At 52.7% G+C, this 23,739-nt stretch carries 20 protein-coding genes; 5 read left to right on the top strand and 15 right to left on the bottom strand.

Translation table 11 applies throughout. The features are described 5' to 3' along the window. Positions 1 to 12: 12 nt before the first annotated feature. From PsAD26_RS19025 to PsAD26_RS19010, 4 genes are all read right to left on the bottom strand, one after another. The gene (locus tag PsAD26_RS19025) at positions 13 to 831 is read right to left on the bottom strand and encodes an ABC transporter permease (RefSeq protein ID WP_063297643.1); all 819 of its coding nucleotides are present in this window, start codon (positions 829 to 831) and stop codon (positions 13 to 15) included. Then, a complete protein-coding gene (locus PsAD26_RS19020; RefSeq protein WP_208985764.1) occupies positions 828 to 1,784 on the bottom strand; it encodes an ABC transporter permease subunit in 957 nt (318 codons plus the stop codon). Before PsAD26_RS19020 ends, PsAD26_RS19025 begins: the two co-directional genes overlap by 4 nt. An 8-nt stretch (positions 1,785 to 1,792) precedes the next feature. Beyond that, positions 1,793 to 2,941, bottom strand: coding sequence for an ABC transporter ATP-binding protein (locus PsAD26_RS19015; RefSeq protein ID WP_063311688.1), 1,149 nt, complete (start codon positions 2,939 to 2,941; stop codon positions 1,793 to 1,795). A gap of 90 nt (positions 2,942 to 3,031) precedes the next feature. Beyond that, positions 3,032 to 4,102, bottom strand: coding sequence for a polyamine ABC transporter substrate-binding protein (locus tag PsAD26_RS19010; protein ID WP_208985775.1), 1,071 nt, complete (start codon positions 4,100 to 4,102; stop codon positions 3,032 to 3,034). 223 nt (positions 4,103 to 4,325) lie between these two features. Here PsAD26_RS19010 and PsAD26_RS19005 point away from each other — a divergent pair, with 223 nt between their 5' ends. The 3 genes from PsAD26_RS19005 (at position 4,326) to PsAD26_RS18995 (ending at position 7,954) form a co-directional block, all read left to right on the top strand. Further along, complete coding sequence (locus tag PsAD26_RS19005) at positions 4,326 to 5,003, top strand: GntR family transcriptional regulator (RefSeq protein ID WP_063311686.1); 678 nt, start codon at positions 4,326 to 4,328, stop codon at positions 5,001 to 5,003. A 186-nt stretch (positions 5,004 to 5,189) separates the two neighbouring features. Then, positions 5,190 to 6,581 (top strand): aspartate aminotransferase family protein, encoded by a 1,392-nt coding sequence (locus PsAD26_RS19000; RefSeq protein WP_063311685.1) that lies wholly within the window; start codon positions 5,190 to 5,192, stop codon positions 6,579 to 6,581. A 23-nt stretch (positions 6,582 to 6,604) separates the two neighbouring features. Further along, on the top strand, positions 6,605 to 7,954 hold the full coding sequence (locus tag PsAD26_RS18995) for an FAD-binding oxidoreductase (RefSeq protein WP_063311684.1): 1,350 nt from the start codon (positions 6,605 to 6,607) through the stop codon (positions 7,952 to 7,954). Here PsAD26_RS18995 and PsAD26_RS18990 read toward each other — a convergent pair. The 11 genes from PsAD26_RS18990 to PsAD26_RS18945 all read right to left on the bottom strand — a co-directional run bounded on the left by PsAD26_RS18990 (position 7,946) and on the right by PsAD26_RS18945 (position 19,937). Continuing rightward, positions 7,946 to 9,352, bottom strand: coding sequence for a GH1 family beta-glucosidase (locus PsAD26_RS18990; protein ID WP_063311683.1), 1,407 nt, complete (start codon positions 9,350 to 9,352; stop codon positions 7,946 to 7,948). The two genes, PsAD26_RS18995 and PsAD26_RS18990, sit on opposite strands and share 9 nt — an antisense overlap. Then, a complete protein-coding gene (locus PsAD26_RS30025; protein WP_208985763.1) occupies positions 9,333 to 10,379 on the bottom strand; it encodes an amino acid ABC transporter permease in 1,047 nt (348 codons plus the stop codon). The genes PsAD26_RS18990 and PsAD26_RS30025 overlap by 20 nt, the downstream gene beginning before the upstream one ends. A gap of 150 nt (positions 10,380 to 10,529) precedes the next feature. Then, positions 10,530 to 10,997, bottom strand: coding sequence for a hypothetical protein (locus tag PsAD26_RS30020; RefSeq protein ID WP_208985762.1), 468 nt, complete (start codon positions 10,995 to 10,997; stop codon positions 10,530 to 10,532). 123 nt (positions 10,998 to 11,120) lie between these two features. Beyond that, positions 11,121 to 11,873, bottom strand: a complete 753-nt coding sequence (locus PsAD26_RS18980) for a basic amino acid ABC transporter substrate-binding protein (protein ID WP_063311682.1) — start codon at positions 11,871 to 11,873, stop codon at positions 11,121 to 11,123. A 62-nt stretch (positions 11,874 to 11,935) separates the two neighbouring features. Continuing rightward, entirely contained in the window at positions 11,936 to 12,964 is a 1,029-nt protein-coding gene (locus tag PsAD26_RS18975) for a LacI family transcriptional regulator (protein ID WP_063311681.1), read from the bottom strand. Between the two features lie 353 nt (positions 12,965 to 13,317). Continuing rightward, positions 13,318 to 14,175, bottom strand: coding sequence for a sugar kinase (locus PsAD26_RS18970; RefSeq protein ID WP_063311680.1), 858 nt, complete (start codon positions 14,173 to 14,175; stop codon positions 13,318 to 13,320). Then, positions 14,172 to 15,230, bottom strand: coding sequence for a sn-glycerol-3-phosphate ABC transporter ATP-binding protein UgpC (gene ugpC / locus PsAD26_RS18965; protein ID WP_063311679.1), 1,059 nt, complete (start codon positions 15,228 to 15,230; stop codon positions 14,172 to 14,174). The genes PsAD26_RS18970 and ugpC overlap by 4 nt, the downstream gene beginning before the upstream one ends. Positions 15,231 to 15,234: 4 nt before the next feature. Further along, positions 15,235 to 16,722 (bottom strand): argininosuccinate lyase, encoded by a 1,488-nt coding sequence (gene argH / locus PsAD26_RS18960; RefSeq protein WP_063311678.1) that lies wholly within the window; start codon positions 16,720 to 16,722, stop codon positions 15,235 to 15,237. Then, the gene (locus PsAD26_RS18955; protein WP_063311677.1) at positions 16,719 to 17,597 is read right to left on the bottom strand and encodes a carbohydrate ABC transporter permease; all 879 of its coding nucleotides are present in this window, start codon (positions 17,595 to 17,597) and stop codon (positions 16,719 to 16,721) included. The genes argH and PsAD26_RS18955 overlap by 4 nt, the downstream gene beginning before the upstream one ends. Position 17,598: 1 nt before the next feature. Continuing rightward, positions 17,599 to 18,492, bottom strand: coding sequence for a sugar ABC transporter permease (locus tag PsAD26_RS18950; RefSeq protein WP_063289273.1), 894 nt, complete (start codon positions 18,490 to 18,492; stop codon positions 17,599 to 17,601). 191 nt (positions 18,493 to 18,683) lie between these two features. Continuing rightward, positions 18,684 to 19,937, bottom strand: a complete 1,254-nt coding sequence (locus PsAD26_RS18945; protein ID WP_063311676.1) for an extracellular solute-binding protein — start codon at positions 19,935 to 19,937, stop codon at positions 18,684 to 18,686. Between the two features lie 165 nt (positions 19,938 to 20,102). On the opposite strand from PsAD26_RS18945, the gene PsAD26_RS18940 reads away from it, so the two are divergent. After that, positions 20,103 to 21,302 (top strand): ROK family transcriptional regulator, encoded by a 1,200-nt coding sequence (locus PsAD26_RS18940; protein WP_208985761.1) that lies wholly within the window; start codon positions 20,103 to 20,105, stop codon positions 21,300 to 21,302. A gap of 9 nt (positions 21,303 to 21,311) precedes the next feature. Next, the gene (locus tag PsAD26_RS18935) at positions 21,312 to 23,705 is read left to right on the top strand and encodes a PIG-L family deacetylase (RefSeq protein ID WP_063311675.1); all 2,394 of its coding nucleotides are present in this window, start codon (positions 21,312 to 21,314) and stop codon (positions 23,703 to 23,705) included. Positions 23,706 to 23,739 lie beyond the last annotated feature (34 nt).

Below are 23,739 nucleotides of genomic sequence, written 5' to 3'. Positions count from 1 at the left end.
GTACTTCCTCGATCAGATTGAGCTTATCGCCAGTCGTTCTTCTTTCATGCGCTTGACCTGTGCCTGTTTTGTGACCAGCGAAGCAGTGACCACGCCAACGGCAACAACAGCGATGAGAATGGATGACAGGGCATTGATTTCAGGTGAAACGCCAATGCGGACTTGAGAATAGATCTTCATGGGCAGGGTAGTCGCGCCCGGGCCTGAAGCAAAGGAAGCAATGACCAGATCATCCAGCGAGAGTGTGAAGGCCAGCAGCCATGCTGCCAAAATTGCGGGAAATATGATGGGCAGCGTTACCTGCATGAAGGCGGAAAAACGGGTGCATCCAAGATCAAGCGCAGCTTCTTCCAAACTGCGCTCAAAGGTCACCAAGCGGGCAGAGACGACAACGGCGGCGTAGCACATAGAGAACGTGATATGCGCCAGTGTGACTGTCCAGAAGCCTCGGGTGAAATCCAGTGAGACGAATAGCAAGAGTAGTGATAGCCCCGTGATGACCTCAGGCATGACCATTGGCGCGTAGATCATGCCAGTGAAAAGCGTTTTGCCATGGAATGGGCCAGCGCGATTGAGCACAAGTGCGGCCATGGTGCCGAGCACAGTCGCGACAGATGCTGAGATGAAACCAACACGGAGTGTGACCCATGCGGCATTGATGAAACTCTCATTGAAGAAGACTGATTGATACCACTTGGTGGAGAAGCCAGCCCAAACGGTGACCAATCTAGATTCGTTGAAAGAGTAGATCATCAGCAGGATGATCGGCAGGTAGAGGAATGCAAAGCCGAGTGTGAGCGTTGTTGTGTTGAACCAATTGAAGCGGGTCATTGGCTGGCCTCCGCTTGTTTTTCCTGCTGTTTCTGGAACAGGATGATGGGTAGGATCAACATAAGCAGCAGCAGAATTGCGACGGCGGATGCGACTGGCCAGTCTCTGTTGGAGAAGAACTCCACCCAGAGCGTTTTGCCGATCATGATAGTACTGGACCCACCCAGAATGTCTGGAATGACAAACTCACCGACAGCAGGGATAAAGACTAGGAAACAGCCTGCCCAAACTCCTGATAATGACAGGGGTAGGGTAATGACCCAAAAGGCTTTGAGGGGCGAACACCCCAGATCCGTTGCAGCTTCCAGCAGTGAGATATCGAGCTTTTCCAGAACTGCGTAGAGTGGCAAGACCATGAAAGGCAGGTAGGAATAAACGATGCCAATATAGATGGCAGTGTCGGTGTTGAGGATCATCAAGGGTTCGTCAATGATGCCTGTCCAGAGCAGGAAGTAGTTGAGGAAGCCTTCTTTTTTGAGAATGCCGATCCATGCATAAACGCGGATGAGGAAGCTGGTCCAGAAGGGCAGGATCACCAGCATCAGGAGGGTTGCACGCCACTCTTTCGGGGTTTTGGCCATGGCATAGGCGATAGGATAGCCGATTGCCAAAGTGAGCAGCGTTGAGATGGATGCGATCCTGAGACTGCTCAGGTATGAGTTCAGGTAGAGTGTATCTTCCGTTAGCCAGACATAGTTCTCCAGATCAAACGCCTGAAGCATGGCGAGCAGACCTTGCCAGCCCTCTGAAATGTCGAAATTCGGAAAGTATGGTGGGCGGGCCAGTATGACATCGGACAAGGAGATCTTCAGTACAATGACGAAAGGCGCGAGGAAGAAGATCAGCAACCAGATATACGGGATTGCTATGAGCAATCTGCGCCCCCAGCCTGAACTGGGACTGGATGCCTCCTGTATTTCTTCTGAGGGGGAGGTGATATCTGCAACTGCCATCGCTCACCTCACGTTTCCAGAAAGACGCCAGCGCCTTTCTCCCAATAGACATAGACGGTGTCCTCCCATGTGATTGGGCGGTCGGCGAGATGTTCTCTGTTGGAGACCTGTGCTTTCAAAATGGAGCCATTTAAGGCTTTGACGTGATAAGTTGAGATGTTGCCAGTGTAGCCGATGTCCCAGACTTCGCCCTTAATGCAGTTGTCAACGTTTGCTGGTTTGTCTTTAGAGATGCGGAGTTTTTCAGGGCGAACTGCGAGCCAGACGGTCGTTCCTGCTTGAGGACGGAGCTTGGTTGAGATCGCCAAAGGAGTTTCACCTTCAGCCCATGCCAGGCTCGCCGTTTCGCCTGTGGTGACGCCAATCTGACCTTCAATGATGTTTACGTCGCCGAGGAAGTCAGCGGAATAGCGGGAGTTTGGATACTCGTAGATTTCAGCTGGTGTCGCGACCTGAACGATTTTGCCGTGGTCCATCACGGCGATGCGGCTCGCGACTGTCATAGCCTCTTCCTGATCATGAGTGACGATGACGAAAGTGAGGCCAAGCTGCTCCTGAATATTCATCAACTCAAATTGGGTTTGCTCGCGCAGCTTCCTGTCCAGCGCACCAAGCGGCTCGTCAAGCAGCAGGAGCTTGGGCTTCTTGGCGAGGGAACGGGCAAGGGCCACGCGTTGTTTTTGGCCGCCGGAGAGTTGGTGTGGCTTGCGCTTGGCGAAAGGTTCCAGCTGGACCAGTGACAGCATTTCTTCAACACGTCGGCGGATCTCGGTCTTGGGTGTCTTTTCTTGCTTAAGGCCGAAGCCGATGTTCTGTTCCACTGTCATATGCGGGAAGAGGGCGTAGGACTGGAACATCATGTTGACGGGCCGCTTGTGCGGCGGAGCTTTTCGTAAGTTGCTCTGGCCGAGCATGATGTTTCCAGCTGTGGGATACTCGAAACCTGCCAGCATGCGCATCATAGTCGTCTTACCGCAACCGGACGGACCGAGAAGGGCGAAGAATTCGCGCTCATAGATGTTGAGCGTTAGGTCCTCTATGGCAGTGAAATCGCCAAATTTCTTTGTAACGTTTTCAAAGCGCACCAAAGGTTCCTGAGCCGGATCTTCCCAAGGTGCGAATTTGCAGACTGGCTGAGTGCTTACCAGAGTTTCCATCGTGGCCCGCTCTACCCTCTGTTGTCGTCCTGCTTCCAAGGAAACATGGGAGGCGCGCGGACAATTTGAGTTGCCCGCTGCTGCCGATGATTATTGGCCTGACTTCACAGCGGTCCAGGCGCGGGTCACAATCCGCTGGATTTTTGGCGCGTAAGGTGTTGTGACGTATAGTTTTTCCATGGTTGCTTCGTCAGGGTATACGGCGGAATCTTCCAGCACTTCCTGATCCAGATGTTCGTGGGAGGCTTTGTTGCCGTTGGCATAGACCACGTAGTTGGAGGCTTTTGCGATGACCTCCGGGCGCATGATGTAATCCAGGAACATATGCGCTTCCTTGGAGTTGGCTGCATCCGTTGGGATTGCCATCTGGTCAAACCACATCAACGCGCCTTCCTTTGGAATGATGTAGTTGATGGTGACACCATTGTCGGCCTCTGCTGCCCTGTCACGCGCCTGAAAGACGTCGCCAGACCAGCCGATGGCTAAGCAGATATCACCGTTCGCGAGTGCGTTGATGTATTCGGAGCTGTGAAACTTCTGAACGTATGGGCGGATGGTTTTGAGGAGTGCTGCGGCTTTCTCAATATCAGCCTTGTTGTGGCTGTCAGGGTCTAGTCCGAGGTGGTTGAGTGCTGCGGGGATAAGCTCTGTTGGAGCGTCCAGCATGTGGATGCCACAGTTCTGAAACTTGGCGAGGATTTCGGGATTGAAGATGATTTCCCAACTGTCGACCGGTTTGCCATCCAAACGCTTTGCGGCGGCCTCTACATTGTACCCGATGCCGGTGGTACCCCATAGGTAGTTTATGGAATAAGCATTGCCCGGGTCATAGATGGACGTCCTGTCGGAGACGAGCGACCACATGTTTTTCAGGTTCGGGAGAGCTTCTTTGTCCAGCTTCTGGAAGACGCCAGCTTGAATTTGGCGGGAGAGGAAGCTGCCTGTTGGAACGACGATGTCGTAACCGGTGGTGCCTGCGAGCAGTTTGGTTTCCAGGACCTCATTTGAATCGAAAACGTCGTAATTGACTTTGATGCCGGTCTCGTCTTCGAAATCTTTCAGAACGCTTTCGTCGATGTAATCAGACCAGTTGTAAACGTTGACAGTACCTTCTGCGTGCGCTGCGCTGGCTGCAAATGCAACCATCATTGCGGTTGCCATTGTGCCCGTCAGTCTGGACTTGAAGTTTGAACTCATTTCATCTTCCCCCCTCAAATTCTTGCACAGCATTGGTGCTGGCTTGTCTGGATCTGGCTGTCTCCGTTGTTCTTAATTGTGTGCATGTTTTGAAAGATGACCACAGAATTCTCAGCTAGGCAATAGTTTGTGATCAAATTATCTTTGCAGCTGGTGCGGGTGCTTCTATAGTTCCTTCATGAGTAAGATGACTTCTAAAAGCGCTGTTCTCCCTGTCGGGATCCCTGTTTACGAGCAGGTTTACCGACAGTTGAGAGAGCGGATTCTGTTTGGTGGCTTTCTTCCAGGCAAGGCTGTGACCCTGCGCGGGTTGGCTGACGAACTGGGTGTGAGTGCGATGCCCGTTCGCGAGGCTGTGCGACGTCTCATTGCAGAAAATGCATTGGAATTACACGGCAATAGGCGCGTTTCTATCCCGGATGTCTGTATTGATATAATCGATGAAATTTGGTCTGCGCGGCGACTTCTGGAAGTTGAACTGGCTTCTAAAGCTCTCGATAATTTGAAAGAGGAAGATATTCTGGTTCTCCAGGACATTGATGATCAGATTGATGTCGCTCTGGAAACAGGTGACGTGGAAGGGTACATGCGCGGAAACTATGAGTTCCATTTTTACCTTTACTCAAAAAGCCATTCCGAAATTCTTATCAAACTTGTCAGAAATCTATGGGTTCAGTTTGGTCCATTTATGCGTCTTGTCTATGGGCGGTCTGGTACTGCGAATCTGGAGGATCAGCATAAACAGGCTTTGGAAGCACTAAAATCGCGTGATCAGAACGCGCTGAATGACGCCTTGGAAGCGGATATCGCACAGGGAATGGGTTTTATCAGAGAGTCCCTCAGTCTTGCGAGAAAAACACGATGATCTGCTGTTTCGTCTGTTGAATTCACAAAGCTAAAGGCACAAATACGGTAGACTGAAAGCAAAGGCAGGCAGTGTTGTTATTGAAGTAAAGATTGACTCTCCTATATTTGTGATCACAAAATAATTGGGAGTTTACTTCTATTGCCCGTTTTGCAGGGCATGCCTCTTTTCGGAAGGACTGACCCCATGGACTATATCGCTAATCTTCCGCCTACCCATGTTTTGCAAGAAAAAGATGCCGCTCATCATCTGCATCCATTTACAGATACCAAGTCCCTGAATGCTAAAGGGACGCGCGTTATCACGCGGGCTGATGGTGTTTATCTTTGGGATTCTGAGGGCAACAAGATTCTGGATGGTATGGCCGGGCTTTGGTGCGTGAACGTGGGGTATGGCCGTCAAGAGATTATCGAAGCGGTTCACCGGCAGATGCAACAACTGCCATATTACAATACGTTTTTTCAGAGTTCTCACCCGCCTGCAATTGCTCTTGCTGAAAGGATCTCCAATCTGGCACCAGATCATCTGGACCATGTGTTCTTTGCAGGTTCGGGTTCTGAAGCCAATGACACTGTCGTGCGTATGGTGCGTCATTACTGGGCTAGTGAAGGCAAGTCGACCAAGAAGACGATTATTTCCCGTCACAATGCTTATCACGGCTCGACCATGGCCGGTGCGAGCTTGGGTGGTATGAGTGCGATGCACGCGCAGGGCGGTCTACCTATTCCTGACATCACCCATATCAACCAACCTTATTGGTATGGTGAAGGCGGAGATATGGATCCTGCCGCGTTTGGGCTGATGCGTGCACGTGAGCTTGAAGCTGAGATTGACCGGCTTGGAGAAGACAATGTAGCGGCCTTTATCGGGGAGCCTATTCAGGGTGCGGGTGGTGTCGTCATTCCGCCGGAAACATATTGGCCCGAGATCCAGCGTATCTGCCGTGAACGCAACATCCTGCTGATTGCTGATGAAGTGATTTGCGGGTTTGGGCGTACGGGTAACTGGTTTGGGTCACAGACTTTCAACTTCAAACCGGATCTGATGCCGATTGCCAAGGGGCTTTCCTCAGGTTATTTGCCGATTGGTGCGGTTGTGGTGAGTGAGAAGGTTGCCAAGGGCTTTATTGAGCATGGCGGTGAATTTTATCATGGTTTCACTTACTCGGCACATCCTGCAGCTTGTGCTGCAGCACTTGCGAACCTTGATATTATTGAAAATGAGCGACTGCCAGAAAAAGTGACGAATGATACAGGGCCGTATCTAGCTGAGAAATGGAAGATTCTTGGCGAGCATCCGTTGGTTGGTGAAGCGCGTATCTGCGGGCTGGTTGGTGCTTTGGAACTTTCGCCTGATAAGGCACGCCGAGCTCGTTTTGAAGCTGAAAAAGGCACTGTTGGAACGATCTGCCGCGATCATTGCTTTGAGAGTGGTTTGGTGATGCGCCATGTTGGCGACAGCATGATCATCTCACCGCCACTTGTGATCTCGCGCAGCGAAGTTGATGAGTTGATTGAGAAGGCGCATCGTGCATTGGACCTGACGGCTGCTGATGTAACTGCTCAAGGCATCAAATAAGTTTTAAGGAGGCTCAGGCTCGATTGAGTTTGCACCATATATTTCAAGAGGATGCATATGGAGATCAACCGGTTGCCGAGAATTTCTGGCACCGTTCGTTCTCTAAGCAAGCGCTTGGTGAGCCGCTTTGTGATGAACAGTCCTGTGAAGTGGCTGTTGTTGGAGGTGGATACACAGGGCTGTCTGCTGCGTTGAAACTTGCGCAGCAGGGTGTCGATGTTGCGGTGCTGGATGCTCAACATATTGGATGGGGGGCTTCTGGTCGCAATGGTGGTTTCTGCTGTCTGGGCGGGACGATTGCAGATGATGCTGACTTGATTGATCGCTATGGGGAAGCGGATGCACGGCGGTACTTTTATGCAGAGCGTGCAGCCATTGATTTGGTTGCAGAGCTGTTGGAGCAGAACTCGATTGATGCCGATGTTGTTTCCAAAGGAGAAACGGTTCTTGCTCACAAAGCTCGGCGCGTTGATCAACTGAAAGATACAGCTGCGGACGTACAAAAGCGCTATGGGATCAGCTGCACCTTTCATGACAAAGATGAACTTGCAGAGCTTGGGATGATGGCCTCAGGGCTTTCTTCTGGGCTGACGATTCCAATCGGGTTTGCGCTGCATCCTTACAAATATGCGCGAGGTCTTGCTGAGACTGTGAAGGCGCAAGGAGGCCGGTTTTATGAACAGACCTCTGTGCTCGGCATTACTCCTGCTGCAGATGGGCAGTATGTCCTGAAAGCAAGAACTGGCCAGTTGCGTGCGCAAAAAGTACTTTTGGCGACCAATGGCTATTCCTCTGAAAATATGCCGGAGTGGATGGCTGGAAAATATCTTCCGGTACAATCTAACATTTTGATGTCGCGCGTTCTTTCTGATGAGGAATTGAAGCGTCAGGGGTGGTTCTCTAATCAGATGGCCTATGACACCCGGACTTTGCTGCATTACTTCCGTCTGCTCCCGGACAATCGGATGCTTTTTGGTATGCGGGGAAGCGTGAGTGCTACACCACATGCGCGAAAGCGTATGCGCACAGCTACACGGCGTGACCTTGAGCGGATGTTTCCTGAATGGGTGAATGTTGAAACGCCAGATTTCTGGTCTGGTCTTGCTTGTTTGACCCATAAACTTGTGCCATTTGCAGGTGCGGTTCCCGATACGCAGGGGCTTTACGCTGCTTTTGGTTATCATGGGAACGGCATTGCTATGGCCACTTATGCCGGGCAGCTGGTGGCAGCTGAGATGCTTGGTGCGGCAACAAAAATGCCTTACCCAAGTTTTATGAAGCAGGCGCCGATAGAGTTTCCTTTCAGGACTATGCGCCGCCACCTGCTTGCTCTCAGCTACACCTGGTTTGAGTTGAAGGACAGATTACTCTGAGGTTTCCTGCATCTCACTCTGCAGTTGGCTAGCGACCATGGAGTAAAGCCTGCCGCTTTGCTTGATGGTGCGTTTCTGGGTTTCAAAATCAACGTGGATCAGGCCAAAGCGCGGGAGATACCCTTCTGCCCATTCGAAGTTGTCCATGAGTGTCCAGCAGAAATACCCTTTTAACGGTATTCCATCTTCAATCGCTCTGGCTGCCTGCTGTAGATGGGACAGAACGTAGGTGCTGCGGTCCCAATCCTGAATGCTTCCATCTGTTTCCAAAGTGTCGGAGAAGGCTGCTCCGTTTTCGGTTATGAAGAGCTGTTTGGGAGCATAGTTGGTGTTTACATACTGCAGAATGTCATAGAGGCACTCAGGATAAACTTCCCAGCCCATCTGGGTGTATTTACCTTTTGGTAGATAGCGTTCGAAGTTGACTGGTGCGAACTCGGTTCCATCCTTGATAATTGATCTGCGGTAGATGTTGATGCCGAGGTAATCCAGAGGCTGCGCAATTTCGTGAAGGTCTGTCTCCTCAATGTAAGGAAGAACAGTCTTGTAGGTCTCAAGCATGTCAGCTGGATATTGACCGTTAAAGATGGCATCCAAATACCAGCGGTTCTGACAGCCTTCAAAACGTCGAGCTGCTTCAAGATCTGCAATGGTATCGCTGGCTGGGGTGACTGGGTTCAAATCCAGAACAATGCCGATTTGGGCGTCAGGTACGTTCCTTCGGATGATTGGAACGGCTCTACCATGGGTGAGGAGGGCGTGGTGACTTGCCGCGAGAGCTGCTTTTGCGCCGCCGCCGAAGCCTGGAGCGTCCTCTTTTAATCCATAGCCCCACCAAGTGAAGGTGAAGAGCTCGTTGAAGGTGGTCCAGTGTTTGATTTTGCTACCTAGTCGTTGCGTGGTGATATCGACGTAATTGATATAGTCGTCGACCAGTCCTCTGCGCAGCCAGCCGTTGCCTTCTTCTTGTAGGGTAAGAGGTAAATCCCAGTGATAGAGCGTTGCGTATGGTGTGATTCCTGCTTTGAGCAGCAAGTCAGTCAGACGCTCATAGAAGGCCAGTCCCTCTTCATTGATTGGGCCACGGCCATTGGGGAGGATGCGCGACCAGCAGATGGAAAAACGGTAGGCCGTGAGACCCAGCTCTTTCATCAAAGCGACGTCTTCTTCCAACCGATGATAGTGATCACAGGCTATGTCGCCGTTGGTGCCGTCTGCGATGTTACCGGGGATGCGGGTGAAATGATCCCATACACTTGGACCGCGACCGCCTTCGTTGACAGCACCTTCAATTTGGTAGGATGCGGTGGCGGCTCCCAGAACCGTGTTTCTTGGGAACTTGATAGAGTTTGCCAGCTGTTGGAGATGCTGCAGTTTACTAGTGTGATTTGCGCTCATAACGTCTCTCAATTGATTTGATTATGCTGGCAGCGCCCAGAGTGAGGACGACATAAAGAATTGCAGCGGAGTTGAATGGGGCAAATGGCAGGAAGCTACTCGCCTGAAACTCTCTCATACGCTGTGTAACGTCGCGAACAGAGAGGATCGACAGCAAAGAGGTATCCTTCAGCATGGCGATGAACTCATTACCAAGTGGCGGGATCACAATGGATAAGGCTTGCGGGAGCACGACAAAGCGAGCGACTTTCCAGCGGCTTAAGCCCAGACTTCTAGCAGCTTCGATTTGCCCTTTGGGGACTGCTAGAATGCCTGCGCGGAAAATCTCGGCCATATAGGCGGAGTAGCCGATGGAAATGGCAACGATGCCGCGGGCCATGTTGGACAGATTGACCATGCCGTCTGATGCGCTTTTGAGGGCCCCGCTGAGAGGCAGACCCACGTAGAGGATGATCACCAACATCGGGATGCCACGGACGGTGTCTATGAAGAACTCTGCCGCAATGGCGAGTGGGTGTTCGGTGCGGTAAACAGAGCAGATCACCAACAATGTGGTGAAAAAGCCAAGTACGCCAAATGTGATCGCCGGATACTTGCTCTCATCCGGCAAGAAGGATGTCTGCCAGATGAGATTTGCATTTGTTGGAACGGCTTCAGTTGGAATGAAAGCTGCCGATACACGTTCGTTCTTTTCAACGGTGAGCAGTGCATGGCTTGGGTCCTTCACACTGCGGATGTCGATACTGGTGTGATCTGCGCCATCATATTCGCCAAAGCGGATCTGGTCGGTGATTGACTGCGGGGTGCCTTTGATGATGGCGACGCGGCCTTCCAAGGTTCCGATCAGGCTGTAGGACTGCTGCGGTTGCAGGGCGAAGACAGCGCAGAGACCGAAGAAGATGAGAGCGGCAACCGCGTAGAAGAGGTTGGTATGCTTCTTCTTTTCCAGACTTTGCAGACCTGCCCAGATGAGACCTAAGACCATTGAGGCAAAGTAGGCAAAGAATGCTGCGCGCAGGGTGACCATCAACCCTGCAGCGAACCCTGCGTGGGCGACAAAGAGTATGTAAAAAGCACCGAGTAAGTTGGTCAGGAGGAGCAGGGGCAGCATGTATCTGCTTATGGAAACAAATGCTTGCTTTGATTTGCTGAGGTAATGAAACAGTAGGATGCTAAGTTAAGCAATCAGGTAAATGAAGGCGGCTTTGGAGAAAATGCCAAGCACTGAGTTTTGAGCTTCTGGTGTGAGCTGGCGTGGTCTGACTGCTTTTTGGATAAGGTCAGATGTGTAGGGATCAACACTGTTGGCGATGACAGAGTCAACAAAGACTGACAGGTCTATGGTGTTGGTTGCGATTAGCACCTGAAGGGCAAAATAGATAATGAATGCAGAGTTTTGGCCAAGTTTGTTGGCTTTGCTTAGCTCGGTACCTTTCAGCAGGGAGTAGGCAAGCCAAAAACCTGTGGTGAAGATGACCAGCAGGCACAGGAAGCCTGCAAACAATGTACCAGCGTTTTCTCCGATGCCGACGATTGCGAAGATCGAGCGCTTGTAGTTGTTGGTTGAGACAAACAGGTAGATTATGAAGGGCATGGCAGCAATGAGGATGACATTGCTGGGCTGCAGTGTTCTTAAGACATTCACGGGATTCCTCCACTCACATCAATGGCTTGATGTGTTCCGTGGATTGCTTCGAAAGACTGGGAGAGCGGGCTGCTCACTTTGAACAGTCCCGCCCGGAGGTTTAGGCATAGCGCCTAAAAGAGATTAGTTCTCAACACCCCAGTATTTGGCAGTGAGGGCATCCCATGTGCCGTCTGCTTTGATTTGCTCGAGGCCTTCGTTGAAGGCGTCAACCATTGGTGAGCCTTTTTGGAAGACGATGCCGAGCGGGTCAGATTCCAGTCCTTTGATCGCGGCTGTCAGTTCGCCAGCAAACTCCTGCTCGTAGGCATGGGCGGAGGTGCCGTCGATGATCACGCCGTCTACGTCAGCGTTCTGAAGGGCGAGAATGGCGGCTGCGAATGTGTCGTAAAGGCGTGTGTTCTCACGTGTAACGAGTTTTTCGGCCAGCTGAGCGTTGGTGGTTCCGGTTTGGGCGGCCAGTGTTTTGCTGCCGCTCTGGAACCCCTCAAGAGATGTGCCTTCGTCTTCTACACGCAGCAGGATAGCCTGGCTGACGACAAGGTAAGGCTCTGAAAAATCCATGGTTTTCTTGCGTTCGTCGGTGATGGACACGCCTGAGACAACGACGTCAAACTCACCTTGGACCAGTGCGGCGAAGATACCGTCCCAAGCGGTTGTTACGAACTCGGCCTTGCAGTTAATTTTCGCGCAGATGGCGTCCATGATATCTACGTCAAAGCCAACGATTTCACCGGTTCTCTCATCAACGGTTTCCATTGGCGGGTAGGTGGTATCGGAGCCAACTTTGAGAACTTTCCCTTCCAGATCAGCGGCTTGTGCGCCTGCGATCATCATGGTGCCAAAAACAGATGCGGCAATAATTTCACGTAACATATTATGCTCTCCTCATAATTTTGCTTGGCTCAGCAGAGCGCTGGGCCGCGTGGGCCTGACACTTATGGTTTCAGGCGGTCGTCCTGCCGTTCGATCAGTTGTGGCATGACCATTCTTTGGAGGTCTTGTGCCGACTCACCCTCTATGCGGCGTATGATGAACTCGCCGAGAGCCTTGCTGGTTTCTTCAATAGGCAGGAAATATGTCGTGATCGGTGGGGTGAAGTATGCACTGACGTTGAGGTCGTCGGTGGCGTTCACAATCGCATCCTTGCCGAACTTTATGCCCAGTTCGTAAAAGGCGGAGAGCACGCCGAGTGCGCTTGCTTCGTTGGCGCAAATGTAGGCGGTTGGCTTTTTGTTGCTATTATACAAAGCTTTAACGGTCGCCTTGCCGAACTCTGGTGTGAGCGGGCCTGTTGCGATGAATTCTGCTTGGACTTCTATCCCCGCGTCTTGCAGGGCGCGGATGTAGCCGCGTTGGCGTTGTTTGGAGTACATCAGCTCGTCTGGTGGGTTGATGGAGACGATGTTTGTGTGACCGAGCTGGATGAGGCGGGTGGTGGCTTTTTGGGACATTTCCTGCGAGTTCGCATCCACATAGGAGTAGGGGGTGAAGTGCTCGCTCATGCCGTAGGTGACGAATGGAAAGTCCTTTTCCAGCATATAGCTGATGCGGGCGTCATCTGGGCGGGTGCCTGAAATGATGATGCCATCGGCTAAACGCTGTTCCACGATATTGCGGATTTCCTGAAAGCTGCTGTCAAAATCATCAACCGGATAGATTGCCGCTCGGTACATAGTGCCGCGCAAGGATCCCATTATACCATTGAGAATGTTGGTGTATTCGACGCCTTCCCATTCATGGCTGCCGGTGGTGGGGGTGGTCATGACGACGGCGACAGAGTAGGTGCGACCGGTGCGCAGGCGGAGGCCGTCGAGATTGCGGACGTAGCCAATTTCCTCGGCGATTTGGCGAACGCGCTGCTTGGTCTTGTCCTTGACTGAAGAGCAATCCTTCAATGCTCTTGAGACGGTACCAACCGAGAGTTCTGCTTTTTGAGCGACGGTTTTGATTGTTGCGCGTGTCACTAAATGAAATCCGACAGATTGGGCTCTTCCAGACTCAGAAAAGCAATAATTGAAACGTTTGTATTTTAGGAATCAAAATTTATTTCTGTCAATAATAGCTGAAAATATAGATTTCTTGGAGTGATCAGTAATTTTATAAATACACAAAGAATACGTTTTATTTTTTGCGTTGCAATGTGCGTTGCTATGTAAAATTTGCGCTGAAAGGGCAGGAAGATGCGTTCATCGGTATTACATTGAGGTGCGCATATGTGCTGCGACTGCAAGTGGTGTTGAGGGAAGATGAAAGCGGGGATAAAAGGGAGAGCTAAGGGGGATAAGGGCCACAGCGTGTGTGACCCTTTTTGTTTGATTTAAGGTGCGCCGCCGATGCGCATGACGGCTGCTGCACCGCACTTGTTACCGTCGTGTAGGCAGGTCTTGATGTCTGCACCGCGGAGCCATGAGCTCAGGAAACCAGCGTTGAAGGCATCTCCGGCGCCTGTTGTGTCGACAACAGGGACGGGGTCTGCAGCAACGGTGATCTCGCCGTCCTTAGTGATGGCGGTTGCGCCTGCCTTACCCTTTTTCACGACTGTGAGTGTCGGGCAGTTGGCTGGCTCTTTCAGGTAGCCCAGATGTTCTGCTTCCATCTCGTTTGGCAGAAACAGATCCACTTGCGCGATGAGGTTCTGAACGTTGCCATTTAAGAGGCAGTTCTGATCCCATGAGCAATCCAGAGAAACTGTCATACCTGCGGCTTTGGCGATCTCCAGAAGTTCTGGAAGTTCCTGCAGCGTTGCCAGCTCTCCAATGTGGAGGTGTCTGGCTTTTGATGTGCTGAACGCGTCCAGCATGTCTCTTGGGACTGCGGTACCGTTGCGCTTTGTCAGGAAAGCGCGGTCTTCCTGACAGCCGATAACGGCTGTTACCTGAGCACCGTTTGTGGTGTTGAATGGCGACAGGCTCAGGTCAACGCCGCTGCGCTGCATCTTGTCTAAAATCGCAGAGCCAAACGGGCCGCCTGGCATGGAGGCCAGAAGGGTCGTTTTATGGCCCAATGCGGAAAGGTTGGCAGCGGTGATGAAACCGCCGCCTCCGGGTTCAACTGCCAGTTCTTCGGCGTAAGTTTCTTCGCCTAGTCTTGGCAGTTCGGTGAGCCCAGTAAAGATGAGGTCGCAATAAACTCGTCCCGCACAGACGATTGCCCCATCGGTTTGTTTTGAGATCACCGGATAGCCTCCCCGGTGTGTGCATCGAACAAGTGAATGGCTTCAGGTGCTGCATGCAGGTTGACCGTCTCGCCAACGGCAGGCGGTGTTCTGCCGGAGGCTTTGGCGATGACTTCCTTTTCGCCCACTTTTACATAGGCGAGGGTGTCTGTGCCGAGTGGCTCGATCACGGAAACTTCGCCGGAAAAGAGGCCTTTGCCTTCCTGAACCAGCAGGGCATCTGGGCGCAGGCCAACGGCGACCTGCTGATTTTCACTGAGCTTGGTGGTTGGCACCTGAACTGAGGTGCCATTGTCCAGAGCGATCGTTTCTCCCTTCACAATGCCATTCAGCATGTTCATGGAAGGGGCGCCGATGAACTGAGCCACAAAGATGTTTGCAGGCTCATAGAAGACTTCGAATGGTGTGCCGACCTGCTGGATGTGACCGTCTTTCATGATCACGATACGGTCTGCCATGGTCATGGCTTCGACCTGATCGTGTGTCACGAAGATGATGGTGTTTCCAACGCGCTGGTGAAGCTTTTTGATCTCCAGTCGCATCTGGGTGCGCAGCTGTGCGTCCAGATTGGATAGAGGCTCGTCAAACAGGAAAGCAGCTGGATCACGCACCATGGCGCGGCCAATGGCGACGCGCTGGCGTTGTCCGCCGGAAAGTTGGTTCGGCTTTCTGTCGAGCAGGCCCGTTAGTTCCAGAATACCGGAGACTTCATCGATGCGCGCGTCTTTCTCGTTCTTGGAGAGTTTGGAGGTGCGCAACCCGAAACCGATGTTCTTTCGCACTGTCATATGCGGATAGATCGCGTAGTTCTGGAAGACCATGGCGATGTTGCGCTCTTTGGGTTCCATGTCGTTGACCACATCACCGCCGATGCGGATGTCGCCTGCGGAAATTTCCTCCAGACCTGCGATCATGCGCAGGGTGGTGGATTTGCCGCAGCCGGACGGGCCAACCAGAACAACGAACTCACCGGATTGAATGTCCAGATTGATGCCATGCAGGACCTGAGTGTCCCCGTAGGACTTAACGAGATTGTTTAGGGATACGGTGGTCAATCGATCACTCCTGCACTAGTTTTGCAAAAGCAGCGCTGCGCACTAAAGTGGCCTGCACGCTTTGATCTGCAAATGATTTGTTTTTGGCTCTCAAGGCTTTGGCGGACTGCTTGTAAGTTTCCAAAGCAGCGTCCAAGGCACTTGGAGCTGGCCCGCCGGGACGGGTGCGAATAGCAACGAAATTTTCGGCACTGACAGCATGCATGAACTGGTCTTCGCTCATGCTGGATACCTTTTGAGCATGCGCCTCAAAGGCCTTGCCAAATGGGTCAAAGCCGTCACGCAGTGGCTTTTGCTCTGCGATCACTGCTTTGGCTGTGTCTGCTGCAATCTCATGGGCCTGACGGAAGGAGAGACCTTCTTCACGCACCAGCGTATCTGCCAGCTCTGTGATGGTGATGCAGGAGGCGTCCGTGTTCTTTGCGACGCGCGCTTCGTTGATTGAGCTTGCGGCGATGAGTGCTGCAAAAAGATCCAGCACGCGGCTGCCGCTTTCAAAGGCTGCATACCCTGCCTGCTGCACTTCCCCCTCACTGTCGTTCATGTCGGTGAACGGGGTGTTGTGCATGGTGCCGACGATTGCATCGCAGCGGCCAACGGTGATGGATGCCAGATGGCGCAGGTGTTCGATTGGCACCGGATTGCGTTTTTGCGGCATGATAGAAGAGATCTGCACCAGGCTGTTTGGCACGTAGAGCTGTCCAACTTCGAACGCGCTCCAGAACTGCATGTCCTGAATGACGCGGCCCAGATGCAGGAACATGAGCTTCATGGCCGAGTAGAGGCCAGTCACGTAATCTACTGAGGCGATACAGCCATAGGAGTTGAGCAGCGGTTCGCTGAAGCCAAGCAGCTGCGCCATACGCTCCCGATTGATCGGAAAGCCAGAGGTGGTGATGGCTGCAGCCCCCATCGGGCAGTGGTCAATGCCAGCTCTTGCCAGATTCATCCGTTCCAGATCACGCAGCAGAACTTCCAGTGCGGCGGACAGGTAATGGCCAAAGGTGGATGGCTGTGCCGGTTGCCCATGGGTGTAGGCAACAATCAGCGTTTCCTTTTCGATCTCGGCTTTCTTGATGAGCACATCACACAGATGCAGAGCTTGCTGGGTGAGAGCATCACAGCGTTTTGCCAGCGCCAGCTTGAAGACGGTGTGGTCCATGTCATTGCGCGAGCGGGCTGTGTGCAGCATGCCAGCGATGTCAGGGCCAAGCCGTTTTTTCAGCTCAGCTTCAACGAGGAAGAAATAGTCCTCGTATTCGCCTGTGTATTCCGGATCAGCGTCAGCTAGGTCCTTTTCGATCTCAAGCAATGCCTTGGCGATTTGCTTGCCGGTTTCAACTGGAACAATCCCAGTCTCGCATAGCATCACCAAATGGGCCTGATTGATCTGAGTGATCGAGGCGACATGATGTGCTTTGACCCCTTCAAAGAGTGGTGCGAGCACCGTGTCTTTGTAGACAGGATGGGGGAATTTGGAGCTGTCGATCATCCTTTAAGCCCTGCCATTACTACGCCGCGAATGATGTAGCGCTGGAATACCAGGAATACGATCAGGGTCGGGATGGTTGAAATTGCTGCGCCTGTCATGATCAGTTCCCACTCCACCTGCGCTTCTACTGAGAAGGTGGTGAGGCCAACGGGCAGGGTGTACATTTCCTGACTGTTGGTGACGATGAGTGGCCAGATGAAGGCTGTCCAGTTGCCGAGGAACACGAAGATTGCCAGAGCTGCCAAAGCTGGGCGTACCAGCGGCATGGCCACCGTCCACCAGATCTGCAGTTCGTTGAGGCCATCAATGCGTGCAGCTTCCAGGAAGTCGTCCGGCACAGTTTCAAAGAACTGCTTCATGAGGAAGGTGCCAAAGGCCGTCATGAGACCGGGGAACATGATGCCCCAGTAGGTGTCGAGCCAGCCGAATGCAGAGCTCATCAGGTACCACGGAATAACCAGCATTTCGGTCGGGATCATCAGGGTCGACAGGATGGCGATGAAGATGATGTAACGGCCCGGGAAGGTGTACTTGCACAGGACGTAACCGACGAGGCTGTCAAACAGCACGTTACAGATGGTAGTGATGGTTGCGATGAACAAAGAGTTGGTGAACCAGCCGAAGAAGCGCCCGTCTTCAAGAACGTAGGTGTAGTTCTCGATTGTTGGTTCTTCCGGGATGAGGTTCAGGTTGTAGACTTCAAACGGGTATTTGAAGGACGTGGACAGCATGAAGACGATTGGCATGATCATGGCGATGCCACCTGCAAACAGCAGGAGCCAACGGATGAACTGCGCCTGACTGCGTTTTCTGCGGGCAGAATTGCGCAGGGCCGAGGCCTTTTTGCTTGTGTCCAGAGTATCTGAGAAAACCATATTACTTATCCCTCATGACGCGCAATTGCAGCAGGCTGACGACAAGCAAAACGGTGAACAGAACAACTGTTTGCGCCGCCGCATACCCCATGTCAAAAGAGTTGAAGGCCGTGTCATAGATCATCAGAACCAACGGCTTGGTGGAGTTGAGCGGGCCGCCGGGATCATTCGTGGTCATGTTGAAGACCTGATCGAAGATGCGCAGGAAGCCAATGGAGGAGAAGACAACCAGAAAGACGATGGTTGGCTTGAGAAGCGGAATGGTGATCTCGGTCAGCGTTTCCCATGCGGAAATACCATCAATGCGGGCTGCCTCATAATAGGTTTGCGGAATAGCGCGCAGACCAGCCATGAATATGATGACTTGAAAGCCCAGTCCTGCCCAGATGGCCGGTGCCAGAATGGATGGCAGTGCAAAGGTGGTTGAGTTCAAAAACGGGATCTGCGGGATGCCGAAGGTGGCCAGCGTGTTGTTGAAGACGCCGATTGGAACTGGCTGGTAGAACCAGCGCCAGACCCACGCCATTGCGACCGCACTGGTCATGAATGGCAGGAAGTACAATGCCCGGATCGTGCCATGCATGAAGCGTAGTTTGTCGAGATGGAACGCGATCACGAAGGCAAGGAGCAGAGAGCTTGGTGTTCCCAAAATCAAATAGAGGAAGGTGTTGCCGAACACTTTCCAGAATGTGGGGTCACTGAACAGCTTTACATAATTGTCGAACCCGGTCCAATTGCGGGAGCCGAGCAGGTTCCATTCCTGAAAAGAGAGCAGAATAGCGTTCGCTGTTGGATAGAAGCGCACGACTACATAAAAAACGATTGGGATGGCAAGTAGCCCCCACGCCCAGACGATCTGCTTTTGCGAGATCGAGAGCCTCTTATAAATCCCCAAAACCGCCCCCTGGTTATAGCCGGAATTGCAGCAGTTCGCTCAGATTATGAGTCATGAGACTGCTCTAACTATTTGTTTTAAGGTGTTTATGGCTCTGCTTAAAGAACCTTTGCCCTACATGCTGTCTTGATGGTGTGGGGGCAAGGTGGAGCCCCCACACACATACGTTTTGATAGACTTTCGCGTGATGCTTAGTTGTAGTAGTCGTCGAGGATCTTCTGCTCTTCGTCTGCTGCCTGAGCAAGAGAGTCATCCACAGACTGATCTTGAAGACGCATCCGTCCAACCATGTCCATCAGAGCCTGCCGTTGACCACTTTCGTTGGCGAAGATTGTTGTCTTCGCATAGCCAAGGCCTTTGATGAATGGGCCGTAGACTTCGTGGTTGGCATTGGCTTCTGTCATCGCTGCGGATGGTTTCGCAGGAAGTTCGCCAACGGTGTCGAGCCAGACTTGCATGGCCTCATCGGAGGTGACGTACTTCATGAACTTGACAGCTGCATCGTACTTCTCATCGGTGGCTTTGGACGTGATGCCGTTCACCCAGTAAGACGAATAGTTGGAATGGGTGCCATTAGCTGCGGCTGGCAGCTCTGCAACGCCCCACTTGAGGCCGCGGACTTTGTTGAGTGCGCCGATGCGGAAGGAGCCGTCGATGTGCATGCCTGCCCGGCCTGCTTTAAAGGCGGCCTGTGGCTCATCCATGAAGCCTGCTGCGGTTACTTTGTGGGTGAACTCAAGATCGGAGTAGTACTTCAGAGCGGCTTTACCGGCATCTGTGTTGTAGTTCACTTTCTTGTAGTTATCCATGTATGGATCGCCGCCGAACTGGCGGATAAGCACTTCGCGGAACCAGTGGTGGTCCTGTGCGTTCATGCCTGTGGTGATGCCAACGGTGGACAGGTTGCCTGCGCCGTCTTTCTGGGTGAGTTTCTTTGCTGTTTCAACCAGTTCGTCCAGTGTCTTTGGCGGGCCGTCGATGCCAGCTTTGTCGAACAGGCGCTTGTTGTAGAACAGAGCCAGTGAGCGCACTGCGGTTGGCAGGGCCATGTACTGATCGCCGCGCTTCATGGCCTGAACCATTGGGAAGAACTCAGCCTCAATTTCAGCTGGCGGGAAAACGTCGTTTGGAAGTGGCTGAATGAGTTGTGCGTTTACGTAGTCGTTCAACCAGCCATAAAACAGCTGCACCACATCCGGGCCCTGACCTGCAGGGATCGCTGCTGCCACTTTCGTGCGGTAATCCGCATACGGGAAGTGGGTCATTTTCACGGTGATGTCCGGGTTTGCCTTCTCGAAGTTTTCGATCAGGGTTTCCATTGCTTTCACACGTGGCTCAAAGAAATATTGCCAGTACTCAATTTCAACTGCTTGTGCGCTGCCTGCTGCATACATTGCGCAAGCCGCGGTGGTTGCCCCCAGCATCCACTTTTTCAACTGCTTCATAAGACCCTCTCCTAAGTCCTAAAGTCGGAGCTGCCCTCTATTCCTCGCCCCGGCTTCTTTTGATAAATTGCGAAAAGAAATGTTCTTCTCTTAATATTTCACAATGCTGAACAGATTTAATTCAATTGAGTTGAGTATTCAAGTGTTTTGATTTAATGGATAGATATGCATCGAAAAACACCACTTAAAATCATTGGCTCCAACGCCGAAAGAACTCGACTTCACAATAGGAAAGTCGTTCTCGGGCACTTACGTTCTCATGGCAAACTGGGGCGAGCAGAACTTGCGCGCCTGACCGGTTTGTCCACACAGGCAATGAGTAACATCATAGCTGAATTGGAGAGCGAGGCTCTGATTCTTGCGGGTGAGCGGCAAACAAAAGGGCGTGGTTTGCCTGCGGTGCAGTACACTTTAAATCCGGCGGGTGCTGTTGCGCTGGGGGTGGAAGTTCGCCCCAACGCGATCTTGTGCGCGCTGGTGAATTTTCTTGGCGATACGCTTTACACCAAGCGCATACATATCGAGAGCAGTGAGCCCGCTGTGGTTTTGCCAACCGTTAAGGCGGCCTGCGATGAGGCTCTTTCATCCATTGGCAAGAACGCACCGCCTGTTTTGGGTGCGGGAATCGTTATGCCAGGTCCGTTTGGCCGTGTGGGATTGACCGGAGCGGGGAAGGCCGAGCTGGTTGGCTGGGACGATAAAGACCCGCAGGTGCTGTTTGAAGATGTGCTTCAGGTGCCTGTGCGCGTAGAAAATGATGCGACGGCGGCAGCGATTGCAGAGCAGACAACTGGCTCTGCTACGGATCTGCAATCCTTCTGTTTTGTTTATTTTGGCACTGGTCTGGGGCTTGGGGTGATCTCCAATGGTGAGATCCTGCGCGGTGCGTTTGGCAACGCGGGTGAGCTGGGGCACGTTGTTGTGGAGCGGGGCGGGCGGCTTTGCTCCTGCGGCAATCGTGGGTGCCTTGAAACCTACACCAGCCGTATGGCGGCCAGTGAGTTTTTGCAAAAGCGCGGCAAGTCTGCCGAGAGCCAGAAGGACCTTTCTGATCTGCTGGCCGTGAATGATCCTGATCTGGATGAGTGGATCCGTGAAGCGGCTGACCCGTTGGCGCAAGCCATTGGAACGCTTGAGAACCTGTTTGATCCGGAGGCCGTTATTCTGGGTGGCGCCATGCCGCCGGAGCTGCTTGAGCGGTTGATTGCTCAACTGAACCTGATTGATGCGACGGTTTCCGTCCGCGCTGACCGGACCTTGCCGCGTGTAGTGCGTGGAGCGTCTGGTTGGATGACTGCGGCTCTTGGAGCGGCAGCGCTGATTATACACGACACCTATATTCCAAGTATTTCGAAGGTAGCCTGAGGGGACACGATGCCACTTTCAGAACAAGAACGTATTGCCGAGCACAAACAAAGTGTGCGGATGGTGAACCTTTGGCGGGCGCTGCAGCCGCTCAAGTCAACGGTTTCCTTTATGAATACGGGAGCTCATCCGGATGATGAGATTTCTGAGATGCTGGCAGCGATTGGTCTTCGCGATGGCATTGCCTTGTCTTATGCGTGCGCCAACCGTGGTGAGGGCGGGCAAAACGATATCGGGACCGAGGCGACTGAGAACCTTGGTGTATTGCGCACCGCAGAAATGGAAAAAGCCTGTGATGTGCTGAACATGCGCATGTACTGGCTTTCGAGAAATGCTGAGGACAGTGTTTTTGACTTCGGGTTTTCAAAAAGTGGTGTTGAGACACTTGGCAAGTGGGGGCATCAACGCACGCTGAAGCGGTTTGTTGAAATCATCCGCCAAGAGCGGCCAGACATCATTAGTCCAACTTTTCTGAATATTCCCGGCCAGCATGGTCACCACCGCGCCATGACACAGGCTGCGTTTGAGGTGATGAAAGCCGCGGCTGATCCTGAGTTTCCTGAGGTTGATCTGCCGTGCTGGACGGTCAAGAAGCTCTACCTGCCTGCGTGGTCTGGCGCGGGTGGGGCCTATGATGATGAAGTTCCGCCGCCACCTGCGACGCTTGAGTTTGATGGTAATGGTGAGGAGGAAGTCACCGGCTGGAGCTGGGCTCAGATTGGTGAGCAGTCCCGTGCGTTCCATAGAACGCAAGGCATGGGGCGCTGGCAAGCGTACAGCAATAGCAACGTCTGGCCGTTGCATCTGGCGGAAAGCACCGTTGGCGCTGAAGAACAATCTTTAACCGATAATCTGCCGAAAGACCTTTCCGAGCTTGCTTCCTTTGCAGGTGCTCCAGCACTCTCAGCATTGTTGGACAAGGCGCATGATCATTGTTTGGATGCGATTGAGGCGTTTCCGAACCGTGCAATGATTGGCGCGGCTGCGGCCCAGGCGCTGAAGTTGTTGCGTAAAGCGATGGAGGAGTGCCCTGAGGCCGCCCGTGATGAAGTTCTGCACCGTCTGGAGCGCAAGGAATTGCAGCTTGCTAAAGTGCTTGAGCTGGCAGAGGGCATTGTTGCCTCTGTGCGGTTGTCTCAAGACCAGTTGAAGCACGGTGAGAGCGCTGAGGTTGCTTTTGAATGCAATCGTGAAGCCGTGAGCTTTGAACTGGATCTGCCGAAGGGGTGGGAGCAGCAAGACGGGGGCGTCCAAGTTGGGGCTGACGCTGATACCAGTGATCCGTATCCGGCTGTTTATCGTCCTGATGCGGTTCAGGCACCATGTGCGAGGCTTCAGTTTACATCTCATGGTGTCGCGGTTGAAACGCGACTGCCGTTTGAGGTGGAGCCGATTGTACTTCCGTCTCATGTGGTTACATTGGACGACACGGGGTTCGTGCTCAACAGCACGTTGGAGAACCGGTCTTTGAGCATCCCGGTTGGTGGGAATGCGGACGGATTGAGCCTTAATGTGCCTGAAGGATGGACGGAGCAGTTTGACGATGGTGTTTTCCAGATTGCTCTGCCGGATGATGTTGCCAATGGGCTTTATGAGTTGCCGATCCTGCAAGGAGGCGAGCAGGCTTACACCGTTCATGTTGTCTCTTATCCGCATGTAAGCCAGCGTGTACGTGTTACTCCGGCGACGGTTCGGATCTGTGTTGTTGATGCTCGCCTTGATGCGAAGCGTGTTGGTTATGTTGGGAGCGGTAATGACCGTGTTGCCAAATGGCTTGCTGACATTGGCGTTGATGTAGTGGATCTGCCTGTTGGTGAGTTGAGTGCCAAGCGCTTGCAGGGGTTGGATTGCCTTGTTGTTGGTATCTTCGCATTTCGTAACCGACAGGACCTGCATGATGTGATTGCGGATATTCATGCGTGGGTGAAAGCTGGCGGGCGCCTGATTACGCTCTATCACCGTCCATGGGATCGGTGGGATGCAGAGAAACTGCCCCTTCAACCGCTTGAAATTGGATCACCAAGTCTGCGTTGGCGGGTGACGGATGAGAATGCTGAGGTGCGTTATCTGAACCCGCAGCATGCTTTGCTCAACCAGCCTAACGAGATTGGCAAGAGCGATTGGGCGAACTGGCACAAGGAGCGCGGGCTCTATTTTGCGAAGAGCTGGAATGCTGCCTATGAGCCGCTGCTGGAGATGGCGGACCCTGATGAAGCACCTCACCAAGGCATTTTGCTTGCGGGTGACTTTGGGCAGGGGCAGCACATTCACACCTCGCTTATCCTGCATCACCAGATGGAAAAGCTGGTGCCGGGGGCTTTTCGCCTGATGGCCAATCTGGTCTCAAGTGGAACTGAAGAGGCGGGCGCCTCTCAAAGTGCTGAGGCTTTTGAGGCCAGCTAGTTGATCTGATTGAGGCGCTGCAAAACAGTGCCTC

The sequence above is a fragment of the Pseudovibrio sp. Ad26 genome, from assembly GCF_001623285.1.
Classification (GTDB): domain Bacteria; phylum Pseudomonadota; class Alphaproteobacteria; order Rhizobiales; family Stappiaceae; genus Pseudovibrio; species Pseudovibrio ascidiaceicola.
Note: the sequence above shows the minus strand (reverse complement) of the source record. Positions and strands in the feature narration are given on the sequence as shown.